Annotated in this window: 19 protein-coding genes; 11 read left to right on the top strand and 8 right to left on the bottom strand. The window is 71.5% G+C overall.

Features of this window, described 5'->3' with window-relative positions; all coding sequences use genetic code 11:
• Positions 1 to 6: 6 nt before the first annotated feature.
• Complete coding sequence (locus V6U86_RS20685; RefSeq protein WP_334505499.1) at positions 7 to 1,071, bottom strand: hypothetical protein; 1,065 nt, start codon at positions 1,069 to 1,071, stop codon at positions 7 to 9.
• Between the two features lie 144 nt (positions 1,072 to 1,215).
• Between V6U86_RS20685 and V6U86_RS20680 the strand changes: the two genes are divergently transcribed.
• The 3 genes from V6U86_RS20680 to V6U86_RS20670 all read left to right on the top strand — a co-directional run bounded on the left by V6U86_RS20680 (position 1,216) and on the right by V6U86_RS20670 (position 3,968).
• Positions 1,216 to 1,968, top strand: a complete 753-nt coding sequence (locus tag V6U86_RS20680; RefSeq protein WP_334505498.1) for a TIGR03089 family protein — start codon at positions 1,216 to 1,218, stop codon at positions 1,966 to 1,968.
• 158 nt (positions 1,969 to 2,126) lie between these two features.
• The gene (locus tag V6U86_RS20675; protein ID WP_334505497.1) at positions 2,127 to 3,089 is read left to right on the top strand and encodes a zinc metalloprotease; all 963 of its coding nucleotides are present in this window, start codon (positions 2,127 to 2,129) and stop codon (positions 3,087 to 3,089) included.
• A 156-nt stretch (positions 3,090 to 3,245) separates the two neighbouring features.
• Positions 3,246 to 3,968, top strand: coding sequence for a hypothetical protein (locus tag V6U86_RS20670; protein WP_334505496.1), 723 nt, complete (start codon positions 3,246 to 3,248; stop codon positions 3,966 to 3,968).
• A gap of 129 nt (positions 3,969 to 4,097) precedes the next feature.
• Here V6U86_RS20670 and V6U86_RS20665 read toward each other — a convergent pair whose 3' ends face one another.
• Positions 4,098 to 4,469, bottom strand: a complete 372-nt coding sequence (locus V6U86_RS20665; protein WP_334505495.1) for a DUF4267 domain-containing protein — start codon at positions 4,467 to 4,469, stop codon at positions 4,098 to 4,100.
• A gap of 89 nt (positions 4,470 to 4,558) precedes the next feature.
• On the opposite strand from V6U86_RS20665, the gene V6U86_RS20660 reads away from it, so the two are divergent.
• Complete coding sequence (locus V6U86_RS20660) at positions 4,559 to 5,131, top strand: TetR/AcrR family transcriptional regulator (protein ID WP_334505494.1); 573 nt, start codon at positions 4,559 to 4,561, stop codon at positions 5,129 to 5,131.
• Between the two features lie 513 nt (positions 5,132 to 5,644).
• Here the strand turns inward: V6U86_RS20660 and V6U86_RS20655 are convergent.
• A complete protein-coding gene (locus V6U86_RS20655) occupies positions 5,645 to 7,324 on the bottom strand; it encodes a DNA repair helicase XPB (RefSeq protein WP_334505493.1) in 1,680 nt (559 codons plus the stop codon).
• A 173-nt stretch (positions 7,325 to 7,497) separates the two neighbouring features.
• On the opposite strand from V6U86_RS20655, the gene V6U86_RS20650 reads away from it, so the two are divergent.
• Together V6U86_RS20650 and V6U86_RS20645 are read left to right on the top strand one after the other, a co-directional pair.
• On the top strand, positions 7,498 to 8,376 hold the full coding sequence (locus tag V6U86_RS20650; RefSeq protein ID WP_334505492.1) for a L,D-transpeptidase family protein: 879 nt from the start codon (positions 7,498 to 7,500) through the stop codon (positions 8,374 to 8,376).
• Between the two features lie 97 nt (positions 8,377 to 8,473).
• A complete protein-coding gene (locus V6U86_RS20645) occupies positions 8,474 to 8,710 on the top strand; it encodes a hypothetical protein (RefSeq protein WP_334505491.1) in 237 nt (78 codons plus the stop codon).
• Between the two features lie 30 nt (positions 8,711 to 8,740).
• Here V6U86_RS20645 and V6U86_RS20640 read toward each other — a convergent pair whose 3' ends face one another.
• Positions 8,741 to 11,224, bottom strand: a complete 2,484-nt coding sequence (locus V6U86_RS20640; protein ID WP_334505490.1) for a helicase-associated domain-containing protein — start codon at positions 11,222 to 11,224, stop codon at positions 8,741 to 8,743.
• Positions 11,225 to 11,308: 84 nt separating this feature from the next.
• Here V6U86_RS20640 and V6U86_RS20635 point away from each other — a divergent pair, with 84 nt between their 5' ends.
• Both V6U86_RS20635 and V6U86_RS20630 read left to right on the top strand, forming a co-directional pair.
• Entirely contained in the window at positions 11,309 to 11,932 is a 624-nt protein-coding gene (locus V6U86_RS20635; protein ID WP_334505489.1) for an HAD family hydrolase, read from the top strand.
• Between the two features lie 27 nt (positions 11,933 to 11,959).
• A complete protein-coding gene (locus V6U86_RS20630; protein WP_030329652.1) occupies positions 11,960 to 12,346 on the top strand; it encodes a cold-shock protein in 387 nt (128 codons plus the stop codon).
• Here V6U86_RS20630 and V6U86_RS20625 read toward each other — a convergent pair.
• A complete protein-coding gene (locus V6U86_RS20625) occupies positions 12,307 to 13,155 on the bottom strand; it encodes a 1,4-dihydroxy-6-naphthoate synthase (protein ID WP_334505488.1) in 849 nt (282 codons plus the stop codon). The two genes, V6U86_RS20630 and V6U86_RS20625, sit on opposite strands and share 40 nt — an antisense overlap.
• A gap of 522 nt (positions 13,156 to 13,677) precedes the next feature.
• Between V6U86_RS20625 and V6U86_RS20620 the strand changes: the two genes are divergently transcribed.
• Positions 13,678 to 14,646 (top strand): helix-turn-helix domain-containing protein, encoded by a 969-nt coding sequence (locus V6U86_RS20620; RefSeq protein ID WP_334505487.1) that lies wholly within the window; start codon positions 13,678 to 13,680, stop codon positions 14,644 to 14,646.
• Positions 14,647 to 14,658: 12 nt separating this feature from the next.
• Here the strand turns inward: V6U86_RS20620 and V6U86_RS20615 are convergent, their stop codons facing one another.
• Positions 14,659 to 15,309 carry a futalosine hydrolase gene (locus V6U86_RS20615; RefSeq protein ID WP_334505486.1) on the bottom strand — a complete coding sequence of 217 codons (651 nt, stop codon included), beginning with the start codon at positions 15,307 to 15,309 and terminating at the stop codon, positions 14,659 to 14,661.
• Positions 15,306 to 16,907, bottom strand: a complete 1,602-nt coding sequence (locus tag V6U86_RS20610; RefSeq protein ID WP_334505485.1) for an MFS transporter — start codon at positions 16,905 to 16,907, stop codon at positions 15,306 to 15,308. The genes V6U86_RS20615 and V6U86_RS20610 overlap by 4 nt, the downstream gene beginning before the upstream one ends.
• 88 nt (positions 16,908 to 16,995) lie before the next feature.
• Here V6U86_RS20610 and V6U86_RS20605 point away from each other — a divergent pair, with 88 nt between their 5' ends.
• Positions 16,996 to 17,835, top strand: coding sequence for a DUF3027 domain-containing protein (locus V6U86_RS20605; RefSeq protein ID WP_334505484.1), 840 nt, complete (start codon positions 16,996 to 16,998; stop codon positions 17,833 to 17,835).
• A 36-nt stretch (positions 17,836 to 17,871) separates the two neighbouring features.
• On the opposite strand, the gene V6U86_RS20600 is transcribed toward V6U86_RS20605, so the two are convergent.
• A complete protein-coding gene (locus V6U86_RS20600) occupies positions 17,872 to 18,117 on the bottom strand; it encodes a DUF2530 domain-containing protein (RefSeq protein WP_091395273.1) in 246 nt (81 codons plus the stop codon).
• A gap of 88 nt (positions 18,118 to 18,205) precedes the next feature.
• Here V6U86_RS20600 and V6U86_RS20595 point away from each other — a divergent pair, with 88 nt between their 5' ends.
• Entirely contained in the window at positions 18,206 to 19,684 is a 1,479-nt protein-coding gene (locus V6U86_RS20595; protein ID WP_334505617.1) for an NCS2 family permease, read from the top strand.
• The last annotated feature ends 8 nt before the right edge of the window (positions 19,685 to 19,692 follow it).

Raw genomic sequence — 19,692 nt, 5'->3', positions numbered from 1 at the left:
GGAGCATCAGCTTGCGCCAACGTGAACAGTCGGCGAAGCACGGCGCAGCCGCCACCAGGCGCCGCCGACCAGGGTCACGGTGATGACGGTGACCGCGATGTCGCCGGCCAGGGCCGCCGTCGGGTTCCCCGGGGAGTACGGCGGCACCAGGTAGGCGAACGCGGCGGCGCTGACCACGCTGGCCGAGCCGGCCGCGAGCACGTGCCGCTGCCCCCAGCGCACGCTCGACGACCAGTACGCGATGGCGGCCCCCACGATGGCGGCGAGCACCAGCGCGATGGCCACCCCCGCCCAGCCCGGCACGAGGTCGGCGCCGAGCCGGACGACGACGACCAGCAGGCCCAGCCACAGCGGATGCGGCAGCCTGCGGGTCCGGCGCGGAGCAGGGCGACGCCAGCGGGGCAGCAGAGCCGTCGCGACCAGGGCGAGGACGACCACTGCGGCGAAGGTCAGTTGGAGAGGGCTGGCCAGGAAGTTCTTCCGGCCCCCGTCGGACGCGAAGATCAGCAGGCTGCCGAGCAGGTACAGCACGGCGACCACGGCCAGTCCGGGTCGGCCGAGCCACGGCCGGAGCCGGCGGCCCGGTCCGAGGAACGACTCGACGAGCACGATCGGCGCGCAGATGGTCAGCACGATGTGGTTGCCCACGTAGTCGAAGGCCTGCCGGAGGCTGAATTCGAGCCCCGGCACCAGCGACGCCTCGGCGGCGGCACGGGTGTCGGCGTACTGGGTGTCGTCGAGGTAGTGCGGGTTGAACAGCGACTGGTCGACCAGGCCAGCCTGGAGGACACCGAACGCGGCGGCGAGCAGCACGATCGTCGGCCAACCCGCGCCGAGGTGCCGGGCGGTCTCCCGGATCAGGATCGCCGCCCCGCCATACATCGGGCCGAGGAAGATCAGCACCGGCAGGAAGTCGTCGATGGCGAAGCCACCCCACGAACACTCGGCCGCCCACGGAGCGAGCAGCAGCAACGCGATCACCGGCAGGAGCCGCCGACGCGGACGGTCAGCGGCGGCCGGGCGGCTGACGGCGGGATCGGTGGCGGTGCCCGGGTCGGATCCGGTCGGCATGAATGCTCCTCGGGGGTGTTTCGCTGTCGTCCCCCGCACCGTGCGCGGGCCACCCGGTCAACCGCTACGGCCATCGGCCGACGATGGGTACGACCAAAGTCGTTGAGTAGGGTGAATCCGTTGTCGTCACCGGGGAGCGTGGAGATGCAGCCAACCGTCACCGCCGACCTGGCGGCCCGACCCGTCGAGGCCGCGAGTCCGCTGCTCAGCTACCGCGACGAGGCGACCGGCCAGCGGGTCGACCTGACCGCACAGCAGGTCGGCTCGTGGGCGGCGCGCAGCGCCAGCCTGCTTCGGGACGGCTGCGGACTTTGCCCCGGCAGCCGCGTAGCGGTCCTGCTGCCGCCGCACTGGCGTACCGCCGCGGTGTTGTTGGGGGCGTGGGCCAGCGGCCTGGCGGTGTCGTTCCGGCCGCGCGCCACGGCGGGCCTGCCGGTGCTCGAACCCGGCGGTGACCGGCCGTTCGACGCGGTCTTCGTGACCCCGCAGCGGCAGGACGACTGGCTGGAGGACGTGCCGGACGCCCCGCACCGCTACCTCGTCGGCACCGGCCCGGGGCGGTTGAACGACGTGCCGTTGGGCTGGTTGGACTGGTCCGCCGAGGTGCTTCGCCACTCGGACGTCACACCCGACCACACCGCCATCCGCCCGTCGGACCCGGCCAGCGCGGACGGCACCACCTACGGCCAGTGGGGGGCGCTCGCCCGGGAGGTCGCCGGGATGATGGACCTGCGGGCCGGCGACCGGCTGCTGGTCGACGCCGCCGAGACCGAGCAGCCGCTGAAGTGGTTGCTCGCGCCGCTCTCGGCCGGCGTGTCCGTGGTGATCAGTGCCAACCTCGACCCGGCGCGACGGGACGCTGTCGTCGCCGCCGAACGGATCACCCGGGTCCTCTGAATGTGCAGCAGCGCCCCAAACAGCGCTGGCCGATCCGGTTCCGTTACATCGCCATCTGCCCTGCTCAGAGGGTCTTTTGTCGATGTCGTCGACGTGTTCTCATACCCGAACAGCGACGTCATCGACCCGCACCGACTCCCTCATCGAAAGGTGCATTGATGCGCAGAAGATCGACCTTCCGACTGGCGGTTCTCACCGCCACCGCCGCGACGTTCCTGGCGTCCGGCGGTGCCTCCGGTGCTCTCGCCACGGCCGCGCCCGCGACCGCCTCCCCGGGCGTCACCGCCTGTGAGCCGGGCGCCGACGCGCACGGCGCGGCCCGGCTAGCCGAGGGCGCCACCGCCCAGGAGCCGGAGCTGTACTCCAAGAACGAAGCCAAGGCCTACGGCGTGGTCAAGGACGCGCCGCGCCTGCCGAACGGCAGCGTCACCGTGCCGACGGTCTTCCACATGATCTCCGGCCATCCGCTCACCGCTGCCGAGACGGCCAGGTGGAACACCCTGATCGCCGCGCAGATGACGGTGCTCAACGACTCGTTCGCGGGCCGCACAGCCGGAGACGCCTCCAACACTCCGTTCCGGTTCTCGCTCGTCGACACGACGTGGACGGTGAACAGCTCCTGGTACACGGTCGTGCCGGGCAAGAACGAGCGCGACATGAAGAAGGCGCTGTACACCGGCGACTCGGAGACCCTGAACGTGTATGCGGCCAACATCGGCGGCGGGCTGCTCGGGTGGGCGTACTTCCCGAAGGATTACAACAACGGGCGTGACTACATCGACGGCGTGGTGATGCTCGACGAGTCGATGCCGGGCGGCACGGCCGGCAAGTACGCCCTCGGCGACACGCTGACGCACGAGGTCGGCCACTGGCTGATGCTGGAGCACACCTTCGCGCACGGCTGCTCCGCGGCCGGCGACTTCGTCGCGGACACCCCGCGCGCGGCGGCGCCGCAGTTCGACTGCCCGGTGGGGGCGGATTCCTGCACCGCGCCCGGGCTCGACCCGATCCACAACTTCATGGACTACACGCAGGACTCCTGCATGAACATGTTCACCGCCGGTCAGGCCGACCGGATGAGCGACGCCTGGGTGGCGTTCCGGGCCGGCGGGGCCGGATAGCCCACTGGAAGTCCGGGCCGGCGGGTCGCTCTGCGGCGACCCGCCGGCCTGTTCGCCTCACCCTTCCGGTGGAGCCCGATGATTCCGCCGGTCCTCACGTTCTGCCTGCTCCTACGCTCGCCGAAGGTATCTGGGACTTTCGTCGGCGGAGGGCACATGGCGTCGAGGCGTACACGTCGGACACTGGTGTCGGCTGTCGCCGGTGGACTGTTCGCCCTCGGCGTCGTCGCGCCCGGCCCGGCTGCGGCGCCACTGCCTCGCGCGACCCAGGCGGACGGCGACGTGGCCCCCGTGCCGCGCGAGCCGCGCCCACCGCTGCTCCCCGCCGACTTCCAGGGCACCGGCCGGTACATCGTGCGGGACCTCGGCATCGACGTGCCGTTCAGCTGGCAGGGCCGCGACGGCAACAGCCAGATGACCGCCGGTGGTCCGGACCACCCGATCTGGTTCACCAACCTGATCTACGAGAACACGCTCTACACGCTCACCTACAAGTGGCCGAACATCCCGCTGTTCCCGCCGCGCGCGTGCAGCAAGGTCCCGGGGTTCTTCAACCGCCAGATTTTCAACGACAAGCTGAAGACGGCGCGTTATGTCGGCCCGGAGATCCTTCAGGGTGACCAGGACCGGCACGTCGATCACTGGCGGGTGGGGGTCGTCGGCGGTTCGACAGTGCCGGGGGAGTTCTTCCGGTTTCCGCTCGCTCTCGGCGACATCTACGTCGACCAGCGAGACCCGAGCCGGTGGTGGCAGGTGCTCCAGTTCGGTCTGCAAAATCTCTTCGACCCGGAGCTGGACGAGTGGTTCACGATGGACACCTTTGACCACCGCCCCGGCCAGGTCACCCTCCCCGACCGCTGCCCACCCCCCACGTCGTGACCACCAACTGCGTCTCGACTGCGTTGCGACTGCGTTGATCAAGAGGTTTGCGTCATCGATCGGCCTGATGATGACGCAAACCTCTTGATCAGCATGGGCAGGGGTCAGGGTCTGGGTCAGGTCTTCCGGTTACAGGGCGAACAGGAGGGCGGCGTCCAGGAGGACGACGACGGCGGTGGCGAAGTGGATGCCGAAGGCGACGGCCTTCGTCCCGCCGTTGCGGAGCACGATGAGGGTGTCGCCGAGCGGGACGAGCGCGACGACCAGCATGAACCACGCGACCGCGTCGGCCGTGGTGAAGGCGATCAGGGCGAGGCCGAGTAGCCCGAAGGTGAGGTCCTTCAACCCTTTGGCTGTCAGGTAGGCGGGGTCGCCGTCCGGCCGGGCCGGCACGCCGTAGCCGGCGGCCGCCGCCTGGGGCACCAGCAGGAACCGCGCCCCGATGAAGACGACAAAGAGGCTGAGTACGACGGCGAGCCCGTAGGCGAGGGGTGCCAGCATGAGTCTGCTCCAATTCCTAGCGCTGCTAGATGTTGGAGCGACGCTAGCATGCCACCGACAGGAACGCTAGCGGTGCTAGGATTGCTGTCATGTCGACTCAGGCACGCCGGCAGCGCGAACGGGCGGAACGCGAACAGGCGATCGTCGCCGCAGCACGCGACCTGGCCCTGGCCGAAGGCTGGGACGCGGTGACCACCCGACGGCTCGCCGCCGAAATCGAGTACAGCCAGCCCGTCCTCTACAGCCACTTCAAGGGCAAGGACGCGATCATGGCGGCGGTCGCCGTCGAGGGCTTCGCCGAGCTGGCAACCGCACTGGTCTCGGCCCGGGCCTCCGCCCCCGACCCCCGGCAGGCGGTCGCCGACGTGGCAACCGCGTACGTCGCGTTCGCCCAGCAGCGGCCTGCGATCTACGACGCGATGTTCACCCTCGCCGTTGACCTGCCGTTCGCCAGCCAGGACGTGCCAACCGACCTGGCCCGGGGCTTCGCCGAGTTGGCCGAGACGGTGCGCCCATTCGTTGACAACGACGACCTGGAGGCGGTCACCGAGACGTTCTGGAGCGGCCTGCACGGGCTGGTCACACTGATGCGCAGCGGCCGGCTCCGCCGCGCCGACCACGACCGCCGGCTCGCGGTCCTGGTGGACCGCTTCTCCCGTTGAGGGGTGCCGTCAGGGCCGGGCGCGCGCTGAGGTCACCGACCGCCGGGCAGGAGCGTGCGTAGGGCGCAGGGCGACAGGCGCTCGGCGGAGACCGCCCACCCGCGCCCGTCCGGGAGGTACGGCAGCGGGACCGCCCCGGGGGAGCGCGGCGGGTGGGGTCTCGGCGGTTCGGATCGTAAGCGCTGACGCTCGTTGACTGCCTGGAACGCGCAGGAGCGCGAGGTCGTCGAGATCTTGGACAGTTTCCGTTCGGACGGGACGGAAACTGTCCAAGATCTAGAGTGACGGACCAGCGGTACGGATCAGGGTGGCGCGGACGAGAGTTACCGCGTGCTGCTGGCGGCCCCACGCGGGCGACTGATTCGTTTACGACATCAGCTCCATAGCGAGCGCGAGAGACATCCCGCGCCCGCGCCTACCGCGCTGATCGACCCGGTTTCCAGGAAATTGGGGCGTCAACCTGCCCCGGACACCGCGACTTCCGGAAAACCGAGTCGATCAAGGCGGCGCGGGTCAGTCGACCGTGGGCAGCTTCGGGCCGAGGACGTCGTCGGCGTCGACGATCGTGTACGCGTACCCCTGCTCGGCGAGGAAGCGCTGCCGGTGTGCCGCGTACTCCGTGTCGATCGTGTCCCGGGACACCACCGTGTAGAAGTGCGCCTGCCGGCCGTCGGCCTTCGGCCGAAGCACCCGCCCCAGCCGCTGCGCCTCCTCCTGCCGTGAGCCGAACGTCCCCGACACCTGGATCGCCACCGCCGCCTCGGGCAGGTCGATCGAGAAGTTGCCGACCTTCGAGATCACCAGGGTCCGCAGCGAACCGGACCGGAAGGCGTCGAAGAGCCGCTCCCGCTCCTTGTTGGTGGTCGAGCCCTGGATGATCGGCGCGTCCAGGTACTCGCCGAGTTGGTGCAGCTGATCGATGTACGCGCCGATCACCAGAACCTGGTCGTCCGGGTGCCGGTCCACCAGGGCCTTCACCACCGGCAGCTTGGTGCGGGCCGTCGCCGCCATCCGGTAGCGCTCCTCGGCCTCCGCCGTCGCGTACGACATCCGCTCCGCGTCGGTCAGGGTCACCCGGACCTCGGTGCACTCGGCCGGGGCGATCCAGCCCTGCGACTCGATGTCCTTCCACGGCGCGTCGTACCGCTTCGGCCCGATGAGGCTGAACACGTCACCCTCACGGCCGTCCTCGCGTACCAGAGTGGCCGTCAGGCCCAGCCGACGGCGGGCCTGGAGGTCCGCGGTGAACCGGAAGATCGGCGCGGGCAGCAGGTGCACCTCGTCGTAGACGACCAGACCCCAGTCGCGGGCCCCGAAGAGGTCCAGGTGGGTGAACGCGCCGCCACGCCGAGAGGTGAGCACCTGGTACGTGGCGATGGTGACCGGGCGGATCTCCTTGCGTTCGCCGGAGTACTCGCCGATCTCCTCCTCGGTCAGCGACGTACGGGCGATCAGCTCCCGCTTCCACTGCCGGCCGGCGACCGTGTTGGTGACCAGGATCAGGGTGGTCGCCTTCGCCTCGGCCATCGCCGCCGCGCCGACCAGGGTCTTGCCGGCGCCGCAGGGCAACACCACCACCCCCGACCCGCCGGCCCAGAACGCCTCGACGGCCTCCCGCTGGTATGAGCGCAGCGTCCACGGCTTGCGCCCGTCCTTGCCGGCCTCGGCCAGCTCGATCGGGTGCGCCTCACCGTCGACGTAGCCGGCCAGGTCCTCCGCAGGCCAGCCCAGCTTGAGCAGCGCCTGCTTGAGCCGGCCGCGCTCGGACGGGTGCACCCGGATGGTGTCGTCGTCGATCTTGTCGCCGAGCATCCCGGCGAGCTTCTTGCTCTTGGCCACCTCGATCAGCACCAGCCGGTCCAGTGCGCGCAGCACCAGCCCGTACGCCGGGTCGTTGGCGAGCTGAAGGCGGCCGTACCGGTCCATCGTCTCGGCCACGTCCACCAGCAGCGCGTGCGGCACCGGGTAGCGGGAGTACTTGATCAGCGAGTCCACGACACCCTCGGCGTCGTGCCCCGCCGCGCGGGCGTTCCACAGACCCAGCGGAGTCAGGCGGTAGGTGTGCACGTGCTCCGGCGAGCGTTCCAGCTCCGCGAACGGCGCGATCGCCATCCGGCAGGCCTGCGCGTCGGGGTGGTCGATCTCCAGCAGCAGGGTCTTGTCCGACTGCACGATCAGTGGTCCACCGCTCACGCCAGCGTCCTCTCCTCGGTTGGCCGTCCGGCCGCAACGGGTCACATACCCGCCGCTGGCCGACCATCCAGTGTTGCACGATGTGGGACGGCGGAAGAAAGTTGCTCACCGGCCGCAACCGTGACGGCACTCACGAACGTCTAGTAAAGGGACGACTGTCTGGGGAGGTCTCGATGGAACATGTCCGGATCACTTCCCGGCTGGTCGCCCTTGCGGTGGTCGTGCTGGTCGGCGCGGGTGCGTGCGCGTTCGATCCGCAGTCCGGCGGGAGTGGTGGCGGGGGAGCCGCCCCAGCCGGTGCGGCGGAACAGGCAACGGGGGCGAGCGACACGCCCGGGCCCGACCAGCACGGCCGGTCCACACCGGCCGCGCCCACCCCGGAACCGTCCCGGAAACCCACGCCGAAGCCGACCCGCACGACGACCAAGCCGACCCCCAGCACCGGTACGACGACCGTCGCCGGCTGCCCCCAGGGTCAGCACCAGCGCGCCGTGGAGACCTACCTGGCCCGGTTGGGCGGGTTCGGGGCGGTGACCGTGGATGGTCGGCAATCCGCCGCCGACTGCGCCGCGATCAAGAAGTTCCAGAAGAGGTACGGCATTCGCCCCGTCGAGGGTCGCGCCGGACCGACCACCCTCGACGTGGCCCAGCGCCTCGCCACCACCGACCCGGCCCGCTGCAAGGCCGGCACGGGCACCACGTTCTGCGTGGACCTGACCCGACAGACCGTCTGGGCTCTCCGCGCCGGCAAGGTGATCATGGCGCCGACGGTGACCCGCACCGGCATGTCCGGCTACCGCACCCCCGCCGGCACCTACACGGTCAACTACCGCAACCCCAAGGAATGGTCCGACCCGTACGAGGTGTGGCTGCCGTACTGGCAACACTTCACCCAGGGAATGGGCTTCCACGAGACCACCACCTACCTGCACGAGAAGTCGATCGGCTCACACGGGTGCGTCAACCTCCTGCACGCCGACGCCGTCCGGATGTGGGAGCTTGGCAAGGTCGGCACCCGGGTGGTGCTGATCGGCCGGCGCCCCGGCACCTGAGCGACACGCAACGAATTGCGGGGGTAACCCCCTGTCCGAGCAGACTTTCGAGTGTCACCCTTGGAGTCCAGGGCCGGACCGGGCGGGGAGGCTGGGCATGACGGTCGACCATGACGTGATCGCGGAGCACGAGCAGGCACCACCCGACGAGGTGTCCCGAGCGACAGTTGTCGCGTACGCCGTCGCGGCGACGCTCCTCCTCGGGTGGTTCCTCTTCGGCTGGCTGGTGCTCCAGCAGGGCTTCATCGACTCGGTTGGGGAGTCCGCCGGTGCCGGCTTCGCCCTGCTGCTGGTCATCTCGGTGGTCGGCACCGTACGCCGCAGCCGCCGCTGACCGACAGCACCCGCGCGATGGCGCCGTCGGTCAGTCCGCCACCACCGCCGCCGTGATCCGGTGCAGCGCGAACGTGTGCAGCATCTCGGTCCGTTCGTCCTCGGCCCGCAAATAGCCGGCACCGATCGAGACCGGTTTGAGCAGGCGCGACGCGGTCGCCCCGTGCGCGTCGACGTAACCGACCCAGACCAGCGCCTTGTCCCGGACCGCCTGCTGGAGCACCGCCAGGGCCTCGCTGTGGGTGTGCGCCGGCACCGGGCCGCCACCCAGCCCCGGCGCACCGCCGCGCACCACCGCCGGTGCCCGTCGGGCCGCCCGTGCCGCCGCGTCGCCCCGCCGGATGTGCTCCACCACGCCGAGCAGCCGGGGCATGGGCAGCTGCGGGGCGGCCAACGGATCGGTGGTCCGGCTGGTCACCGACGTCCGGGGCGGGGCCCGTCGGATTCGCGGCCGGGCCAGCACGGTGCTGCCGGTGCCGTCCTCCTGCACCGGCGCGTACCCCGCGTCACGAAGCGCGCCCAGCAACCGACCAACCTGGTACTGCGTACACAGCACGGTCGGCGCGAGCCGGCGCAGCGCCAACGACTCCAACCGCCGGTCGGCCAGCACCTCGCTGATCAGCGTCTCGTCGTCGCTGCGCAGGTACGCCCCGGCCAGGCCGACTCGCAGCCCGCCGTGCTTACGGGCCACGTCGTCGATCAGATAGGCGAGCCCCTGCGGCACCGGCGTACGCGACCGACGCCGGAACACGTCATGCAGGTCGTCGGCGGTGTAGCCGGAATCCAGTGCCCGTCGCACGCTCGCGGTGGTGACCCGGTGCACGCTGGCCCCACCGGCCGACTCGAGCTCGGTCATCGCCTCCAGTTCGACGGCGAGCGCCGGCTCGGGTGGGCCGGGCACCACCACGGTCAGGTCGGCCTGCACCAGGAAGTGGTCGACCGGGGCGGGAAGCAACGCGTCCAGCGCCCGCGCGGCGCTGGACGGTTCGCCGCTCTCGACGTCCGCGTGCACGCCCAGCGGGTCGTCGCTCCGCCCGTCGGTCGACGTCAGGTCACCCAGCAGCAGCCGACCGTACGTGGTGAGCGCCCCCAGCCCCGTCACGCCCAGCTGCGCGGCCTCGGCCAGCACCTCCCGGTGGATGGCGTCCCGGCCCCGGCTGCGGCGCGGGGCCCGCCAGTCCAGCAGGTCCTGCACCTCCTCCGGGGTGGGTGCCGTCGCCGGCTCCAGATCGGCGAGTACGCCGAGCACCGCCCGCCGGGTGGCCGGCACGCTGGCCCGCTCGGCTTCGGCGGAGAGCGCGGTGATCGGTCGGTCCCGGTCGTCCCGGCGGCCGACCAGCCCCACCTGCCGGGTCATGGTCAGCCAGGCTCGGGCGAGCTGCTCCCACCGTTGGGCCAACGAGGCGGCTCGCCACACCTCGTACCCGCCCGTCGGCAGCACCTGCTGATCCGCCCCGTACCGGCCGGTGGCCGAGCCGGGCATCTCCAGCTCACCGGCGAGCCCCGCCGCGTACGCGACCTCCAGCAGCAGCGCGGTGGTCGGTTCGTCCAGCCCGGCGGTACGCGCCAACCGGCGCAGATCCCGCACACCGACGCCGCCCGAACGCAGCACCGGCGCGGGCTCGTCGGCGAGCTGCTCCAGCAGCCCTTCGGTGTGCCGGACCACCTCCATGGTCTGCCCGGCCCCGGCGGAGTCGACAGCCTTCGGCTCGCGCGGCGCGGCGGCCACCGGCGGTGGGCTGGTGCGCAGGGGCCCGAGCGGGCCGCTGTCGCGGCGCAGCAGCAGGCCGACCTCGCGGGGCAGCTCCACCGTTCCGCCGGCCGTGGACGAGCCGGTCGTCACGGGCACCAAGAGCCGATTGTCGACGAGCCACCGCACCGGGGAGCCGGCCGGCGCGCCCCCGTTGGTCGGGTCGGAGAGGACCGGATCCTCCGCACCGAGCGGCGGCGCCTGCAACGCCCCCGGCGGCACGCTGCCCACCGGCGGGCCGGCCGCCAACCGGTCCAGGATCGCCCGGGCCGAGGGCGGGGCGGCGAGCACCGTCCGCCGGAGCTTCGCCGGGTCCGCGCAGAGCGCGGCCGTGCGCGGGTCCAGCTCCGCGGCCGGTCGGCCGAGCCCGGCGGGGTACGGGGCTACTTCGTCGACGGCGGGCACCACCTCGAGCGCGTGCTCCGGGCCGTACAGCAGAAAGAGCGCACGCAGTCGGCCCACGGCGGCTCGGACGGCCGTCGGAGCCGGTGGTTGCGGCCCGGCGGTCGCCATCGAGAGCACGGCGTCGGTGGCCGTGGTGGCGTCGTCCGGATTCCGGGTGAGGCGGGCGGCGTCGAGGATCTGGAGGGTGAACTGGTCCAGACCGTCCAGCGCGCGGGCCACGGAGACCCGGGACTGGGCCCGGATGGCCAGGGCGGAGACATCGGCCGGTACGGGCACGACGAGGTCGGGCCGCAGCGCAAGGAGCGCGGCCAGTGACTCGTCGGGCAGCGACCGCAGGTGGTCGGCGAGTGAGGTGGTCATCGTGTTTCCACGCTAGCCCGGCACCGGGCTTCCGCGCCCCTCGGACGTTCGGCCGGACGGACGTCTCCGGGTACGTTTTTCGGCATGCCCGCACTGACCGTCGGATTCGATCTCGACATGACCCTGGTCGACTCCCGCCCCGGCATCGCCGCGACCTTCCAGGCGTTGACCGCCCGGACGGGCGTGCCGGTCGACGCCGCCCTGGCGGTGTCCCGGCTTGGGCCGCCGCTGCGTACCGAGCTGGCGCACTGGTTTCCGCCGGGGCAGCTCGAGTCGGCCGTACACGAGTACCGCGAGCTGTACCCGGCGTACGCGATCACCCCGACGGTCCCGATGCCCGGTGCCCGGGAGGCCATCGACGCGATCCGTGCGCGAGGCGGACGTGTGCTGGTCGTCACCGCCAAGATGGGCCGGTTGGCCCGGTTGCACCTGGACCATCTGGGCCTCGCGGTCGACGAGTTGGCCGGCGACCTGTTCGCCGAGCAGAAGGCGACCGCTCTGCGGGAGCACGGCGCGACTCACTACGTCGGTGACCACGTTGCGGACATGGTGGCGGCGGCAGCGGCCGGGGTGCCCGGCATCGGTGTCGCGACCGGCCCGTGTTCCCGGGCTGAGCTGCGCGGGGCCGGGGCGGAAGTGGTGCTGAACGAGCTCGGCGAATTCCCAGCGGCGCTCGACGGGATGATCCAGCTAGCCTTGGAGCAGTAGCGGCTCAAGTGAAGCAGGGGTTTTCAGGTGCCTACGGGTCGAGTGAAGTGGTACGACACGGCCAAGGGATACGGCTTCGTCACGAGTGACGAAGGCGGCGACGTGTTCCTGCCCAAGGGGGCGCTGCCGGCGGGTGTCACCGACCTCAAGGGTGGCCAGCGGGTGGACTTCAGCGTGGTGGACAGCCGCCGGGGCGCGCAGGCCATGGGAGTCAAGCTGCTGGACGCGCCGCCGTCGATGGCGGAGCTGCGCCGTCGACCGGCCGAGGAGCTGCACGGCCTGGTCGAAGACATGATCAAGGTGCTGGAGGCGAAGGTCCAGCCGGACCTGCGTCGGGGTCGGTACCCGGACAGGAAGGCCGCGCAGAAGATCGCTCAGCTGGTCCACGCGGTGGCGCGCGAGCTGGAGGTCTGAGGCACCAGGCCGGCGGTGGCGGCCCGATCGAGCAGTGCCGCCACCGCGGCGAAACCGGCTTCGCCCAAGTCCGCGGTGAACTCGTTGACGTAGAGGCCGATGTGCCGGTCCACCACGTCGAGTTCCATCTCCTGGGCGTGCGCCAGCACGTACTCCCGGCTGGCCGCCGGGTCCGCCCAGGCCTGCCGGACCGACTCGCGGACCCAGCCGGCCGCGGCCTCCGGGTCGACCGCGCCACGCTTGGCCAGGATCGCGCCGAGGGGGATGGGCAGGCCGGTGTCGGCCTCCCACCATTCGCCGAGGTCGACCAGGGCGCTCAGGCCGTGCCGGTGGTAGGTGAACCGGGCCTCGTGGATGACCAGCCCTGCGTCGTAGCGCCCAGCCGCCACGCCCGGCATGATCTCGTGAAACGGGACCACCTCGATCCGGGCCGGCGGTCGCCCGGCCGACCAGAGCCGGAACAGCAGGTACGCGGTGGTCCGGTCGCCCGGTACCGCCACCGTGGCGCCGCTCAGGTCGGTGCGGTCCGGCCCGCCGTCACGATCGCCCCGGGTGAGCACCAGCGGGCCGCAGCCACGACCGAGCGCGCCGCCGCAGGGCAGCAGGTGGTAGTCGTCGAGCAGCCAGGGCAGCGCCGCGAAGCTCACCTTCACCAGGTCGAACGCGCCCCGCTCGGCCGCCGTGTTGGTGACGTCCACGTCGGCGTACGTCACCTCGACCGGCGGCGCGTCGGGCACCCGCCCGTGCACCAGCGCGTGGAAGACGAACGTGTCGTTGGGGCAGGGCGAGATCGCAAGGGAGAGCGCCACACCCTCACGGTAGCCCCGCCCTCCGCCCGGGGTTCCTGCCCACCCCCGCGACTGTGATCCGCAACCGCAACCGCAACCGCGACGCCGACCGCGACCCCGACCGCGACCCCGACCCCGATCCCGACCGCGACCGCGACCTGGATCGGAGCGAGGCGGCGGCACTAACTGCCATGAACCCCCGCCGGGTCAGATGACGCTTGCGGAAAGACCGGTCCAACAGGGTCGGGCATCAACCCCAGCCGTCCTTTGGAGCTGATGCCATAAACGAATCGCCCAGCGGCGGTGACCGTGGTTCGGAAAGGGCAGGGGTGGGCACCTCGGCGCGGCCGCCGGTGGTGCTGGCGCGGCCGGTGGTGCTGGGGCGGCTGGTGGTGCTGGCGCGAGTGGTGATGCCGCAAACGATTCAGCTCCAAAGGCATTGCGAAACAGGTCATCCACCGCGGGGAGCGGTTGTCCACAGCGTTATCCACAGCCTGAAGCCAGGGTGTTGATGACCCACCGACCAGCCGGGAACATCGGACTGTGACCGAGGTGAGTGACGACACCGGCGAGACCAACCACACCGGCGAGACCAGCGACAGCGACGACACCGGCGAGACCAACCACACCAACCACACCGGCGACACCGGCGACGCCGGAAATGCCGGGCCGACCGGCGGAGCCGATCTCGGCCGGGCGCTTCGCGCTCTGCGGCGGCGGGCCGATCTGAGTCAGCGGCAGCTGGCCGAGAAGTCCGGGGTGCCGCAGCCGACGCTGGCCCGGATCGAGTCGGGGCGGGCGATCGATCCCCGATTCCGGACGGTGGAACGCCTCGTGCGGGCAGCGGGTGGGCAGTTGGCCATTGGCGTCCCGGCACCCATCTCCGGCCTTGCCGACCCCGTGCCGGTTCCGCACGACGACATGCGGGACGAGGCAGGACGTCGATACCCGGCTCACCTGGACGTCTGGCCGGTCCACGAGCCCCGGGACTGGCCCGGCGCCTGGTGGGCGGAGTGGTACCGGTTGCCGCCCGAGCGGTACCCACTTCCGCTGCCACCGGCCGCCTACGAGCTGAACCGGCGCTATCGCGACAACCGACGGTGGGGTGCCGAGGTCCAACGGACCGCGCAGGTGCGCCGGGTGCTCGGTAGCGACCTGCCGGCCACCTCCTGGCGGTACGTTGCCGAGCTTCCCGACGGGAAGCTGGTTGGTGAACTGCGAGCCCATGAGCGCAGCCCGTTCCTGGAGTTCGGGGAATGGCATCCGGGCATGCCGGAGCGGGAGATGGTGCTCGACGGCGTGCTCGTCGACGCCCGTTATCGGCGGTTGGGGCTGGGGCGTCGGCTGGTCACCGCACTGATAACCGGGATGCGCGAGGTGGGCATCGACGATGCGACGGCCATCGCCGAGGGCTTCGGCACCGAGCTGCTGCTGGCGTGCGGCTTCGAGATCGAGGGGCGCCGCCCAGCCGCACTGCGCCTGGGCCATCTCGGCAAGCGCTGTTTCTCCTGAGCGGCGGCTGGGTCAGCGCAGGGCCGGGGCCGCTGCGGTCAGGGCGGCGAGGGCTTCGCGCAGCCGCCACGCGTCCCGGTCGCGGGGGCCGATCGGGTTGGAGATGGTGCGCAGCTCGGCGAAGGGCAGCCCAGCCTGCGCTGCGGCGACCGCCACGCCGTACCCCTCCATGGCTTCGGCGACCGCTTCCGGATGCCTGCGGCGCAGCTCATCGGTGCTGGCGGTGGTGCCGGTGACGGTGCTGACCGTCAGCACCGGCCCGGTCGTGGCCGTCGGGAGGGCGGCCCGCAGTGTCGCCAGCAGGCCCGGGTCCGCCGGCACCCTGCTGCCGGCACCGAGCAGCGCAGGCGGCATGCCCAACTCGTCGACGGGGATGAAGCCGTCGGCCGACTCGGCGCCCAGGTCGGCGGCGATGCTGGCGGTGCCGAGCACCGTGTCGCCGACCTCGGCCCGCCCGGTGAAGCCGCCGGCCACGCCGGCGCTGACCACCGCACGGTACGGGCGGCCGGCGGCCTCGGCCAGCGCCAGCAGGCGGGCGGTGGCGGCGCCGGCGATGGCCGGGCCCACACCGATCGGGGTGACTGTCACGGTGCCGTCGGTCAGCCCGGCGCGGACCGCGTCCGCCTCGGCGGGAACCGCCGTCACCACCAGCAGACCGGTCACGAGAGTGAGCCGGGGGACTCCCGGCTGGTTTCGTCGTCGGCCCCGCCACCCGGCCCGCCAACCGCCGACGACGGGCGGTAGATGTGGTAGCCCGGCGGGGCGAGGCTCGGGTCGTCGTGCTGCGGGGAACTGGATTGGGCCGGTGCCGGCGAGGTGGGTGCGAGTCTCCCGGGCTCGTCCGCCGGCTCGTCCTCGGTCAGCTCGTCGTCGCCGAGCGGCCGGCCGGCCAGCTTCTCGCCGCGCAGCCGGGCAGCGGCCAGCACACCCCGGATCGCGGCCAGTACGCCGAACCCGGCGGCGACGGCGATGCCCATCCGACCGTTGAACGGCACCAGCCCGAGCCCGCCGCCGGCGACGAAGGCGAGCATCAGCACCGTCTCGGAGTGGGCGAAGGAACTGGCCCGCAACCGTTCCGGGATGCGCTCCTGGATCGAGGCGTCCACGGCCAGCTTCGCTATGCCGCTGACCAGCGCGGCGACCAGACAGAGCAGGGCGACCATCAGCAGCGAGAACTGGATGACGGCGAGCACCGCCACCCCGGCCACGATGATCATGCTGCTGGACTGGATGGCGGTCGGCCGGTGGATGCGCAGACGGGTGCCGATGGCGGTGGCCAGGAAGGTGCCGACCGCGAGCGCGCCGCCGACCACGCCCAACGCCCACTCGGCCCCCAGATCCCGGCCGAACACCACTGTGGTCAGGTCGCCCTTCTTGATCGCGAAGGCGAGGAAGAGCAGCAGGAAACCGTAGAGCCCGCGTAGCGTCGCGGCGCCGATCAGGGTGGCGATCACCAGCCGACCGGACGGTCGGCCCCGGCCCAGTGGCCGGTCGCCACGGCGGCGGCCCAACGCACGCAGTGGGCGGGGGACCCGTTCCGGTGGTTCCGAGTCGGCCTTCGGTGGCAGCCGCAGGGAGATCACCATGCCGACCAGGAAGATCACCGACGCGACCCGTAGCGGCCACTGCGGCCCGAACCAGAACGCGGCCAGCCCGATCGGCGCCACCAGCGCACCGGCGACCGTGCCGTAGACGCTGGCCCGGGCACCCACCTGGGACAGGCCGAGGCCCTCCGGCAACAACCGGGGCACCGCCGCGGAGCGGGCCACGCCGTACGCCCGGGAGAGCGCGAGCACCCCGAACGCGGCCGGATAGAGCCCGAAGCCGTGGATGTAGTCGGAGATCAACCAGGCCAGGAAGGCGCGGCCGAGCATCGTCGCGGCCAGGGCGTACCGCCGGCCGTGTCGGAAGTGATCCAGCAGCGGGCCCACTATCGGGGCGAGCATCGCGAACGGCACCATGGTCACCAGCAGGTAGAGCGCTACCTTGCTGCGGGCCTCGCCGAGCGGCACGTTGAAGAAGATCGTGCCGGCCAGACCGATGGCGATCAGGGTGTCACCGGCACAGGACAGCGCGTGCAGGTCGAACAGGCGAACCATGCCGACCTCGCCGCCGGCACCCCGGGCGCGGGCCCGACCGGCCCGGCGGGTCACCCAGCGGCCGCTGCCCACCGAACCGCGCAGCAGCAGACGGACGGCGCGAATGGCGGTGCCGACGGTCCGCCCGAGGACGGATCGCCCGGAGCGGGAGTACGACGGCATGTGCACCATCCTCGCCCATCTGATCCGGGTACGCCGCACCACCGCTGGGAAAGGTTCCCCGGGAGTCCCTGTCACCCCTGCGAGGCGCATGGGGAACAATGGTGAGGTGACCAGGCCCGCCTCCACCCGTGCCGCCCGTCTCGACCAGGTCTGCGCCGCCGCCGTCGAGGTGGCTCGCGCTGGCATCACCGAGGTGGACGCCGACGATGTCGGCGACCACCTGCAGGTTGTGGCCGAGGGTGATCGGTTGGTCACCCACTACTTCGAATGCCGCCTCGCCGGCTACCGCGGCTGGCGCTGGGCGGTCACCGTCACCCGGGTGCCGCGCAGCAAGACGGTGACCATCTGCGAGACGGTCCTGCTGCCCGGCCCGGACGCGCTGCTCGCGCCCGGCTGGCTGCCCTGGCAGGAGCGCCTCAAGCCGGGCGATCTGGGCCCGGGCGACCTGCTCCCGACCTCGCCCGACGACGATCGACTGGTCCCGGGTTACCTGCTGTCCGACGACCCGGCGGTCGAGGAGACGGCGTGGGAGTTGGGCCTCGGCCGCGCCCGCGTGCTCTCCCGGGAGGGCCGCATCGACACGGCGCAGCGCTGGTACGACGGTGACCACGGCCCCGCCGCGGCCATCTCGACCGCCGCTCCGGCCGCCGCCCGCTGCGGCACCTGCGGCTTCTACCTGCCGCTGGCCGGTGCGATGCGGCAGGCCTTCGGGGCGTGCGGCAACTTCTACGCTCCGGACGACGGCCGGGTGGTGAGCGCCGACCACGGTTGCGGCGCCCACTCCGAGACGTTGATCGAGGCGGCCGAGACCGCGGTCGACGAGCTGCCCACGGTGTACGACGACAGCGCGGTGGAGGCCATGTCGGTCAGCCGGGCGCTGGGCTCGGTGGAGGCGGCTGAGCCGGCGGAACCGTACGGGCACTCCTGATCGTCCGCGCCGGAGTGCTCCGGCGCGGTGGTCAGCTCACCTCGCGCGGCGGCGGCGTCGGTTGGCGTCGTGGCGCATCATCACGGCGAGGCCCGGAAAACCCCACAGGAAACCGGCGAGGCAGGTCCAGAGCCAGTTCTGGTGACCGTGGTCGGTGAGCCAGCCCCGGAAGAAGATCAGCAGGACCAACCCGGCCACCGCCCACGCGATCAACCCGGCGAGAGCGAACGGCACCATCGGCGGGTCCAGTGGTGCGGGTCGCGGTGGCTGCTCGTTCGGCATTCGGCAAGCGTACGGGATCTGCTTCCCCTGCCCGCCGATGATCTGGGACGATGCGCGCGACAACCGGAAGATCACCTGCGAGGTCTTGATGGCAGTAGCGCCGCCCGAGAACGGCACACCTCCCAACCCCGCTCATCCGCGTAACGGTTTCGACCGGTTCTTCGAGATTTCCGCCCGTGGCTCGACGCTGAGCCGTGAGGTACGCGGTGGCCTGGCGACCTTCTTCACGATGGCGTACATCGTGGTGCTCAACCCGCTGATCCTGGGCGGTGCCGTCGACGGTGACGGCAAGAGCCTCCCCATCCCCGCGCTGGCTGCCGCGACCGCGCTGGTCGCCGGCCTGATGACCATCCTGATGGGTGTGGTGGGCCGGTTCCCGCTGGCGCTCGCCGCCGGGCTGGGTGTCAACGCCCTGGTGGCGTACGAGATCGCTCCCGAGATGACCTGGGCCGACGCGATGGGCCTGGTGGTGATCGAGGGTCTGATCATCGCGGTGCTGGTGCTGACCGGTCTGCGGACCGCGGTGTTCCGCTCGGTGCCGACCCAGATGAAGACCGCGATCGGGGTCGGCATCGGCCTGTTCCTGACCATCATCGGCCTGGTGGACGCCGGCTTCGTCCGGCGCATCCCGGACGCGGCCAACACCACCGTTCCGGTCGGCCTGGGCATCGGCGGCAAGTTGGTGAGCTGGCCGATGCTGGTCTTCGTCGTCGGTCTGCTGATCACGCTGGTGCTGGTGGTCCGTCGGGTGAAGGGCGCGATCCTGATCGGCATCCTCGCCTCGACGGTGCTGGCGGTGATCGTGGAGGCGATCGGCAACATCGGTCCGTCGTTCGTCAACGGTCAGCCCAACCCGAAGGGTTGGTCGCTGAACGTGCCGGAGCTGCCGAAGACGGTGGTCGACCTGCCGGATCTGTCGTTGCTCGGCAAGTTCAACGTGCTCGACTCGTGGGGCCGGGCCGGTTGGCTGGTCGTGCTGATGTTCATCTTCACGCTGTTGATCACGGACTTCTTCGACACCATGGGCACGATGGTCGCTGTCGGCCAGGAGGGTGGCCTGCTCGACGAGCAGGGCACCCCGCCGAAGGCCAAGGAGATCCTGCTGGTCGACTCGATCGCCGCGGCGGCCGGCGGTGCGGCCAGCACCTCCAGCAACACGTCGTACATCGAGAGTGCCGCCGGTGTCGCGGAGGGTGCGCGGACCGGCGTGGCCAACCTGGTCACCGGCGTGCTCTTCCTGCTCGCGATGTTCCTGGCGCCGCTGGTCGTGATCGTGCCGTTCGAGGCGGCGTCGACGGCCCTGGTGGTGGTGGGTTTCCTGATGATGACCGCCGTGCGGACCATCGACTGGTCCGACTATGAGATCGCCATTCCGGCGTTCCTCACCATCGTGCTGATGCCGTTCACCTACTCGATCTCCAACGGGATCGGCGCTGGTCTGATCACCTTCGTGGTGGTCAAGCTGGCGCGGGGCAAGGCACGGGAGGTTCACCCGTTGCTGTACGGGGTGGCCGCGCTGTTCGTGCTGTACTTCCTGCGGGGGCCGATCGAGTCCCTGGTGCTCTGAGGCGCGTC

Origin of the sequence: Micromonospora sp. CPCC 205558 (assembly GCF_036902955.1) — a bacterium.
Classification (GTDB): domain Bacteria; phylum Actinomycetota; class Actinomycetes; order Mycobacteriales; family Micromonosporaceae; genus Micromonospora.
The sequence above is the reverse complement of the archived record's forward strand: the minus strand, read 5'-3'. Positions and strand labels throughout refer to the sequence as shown.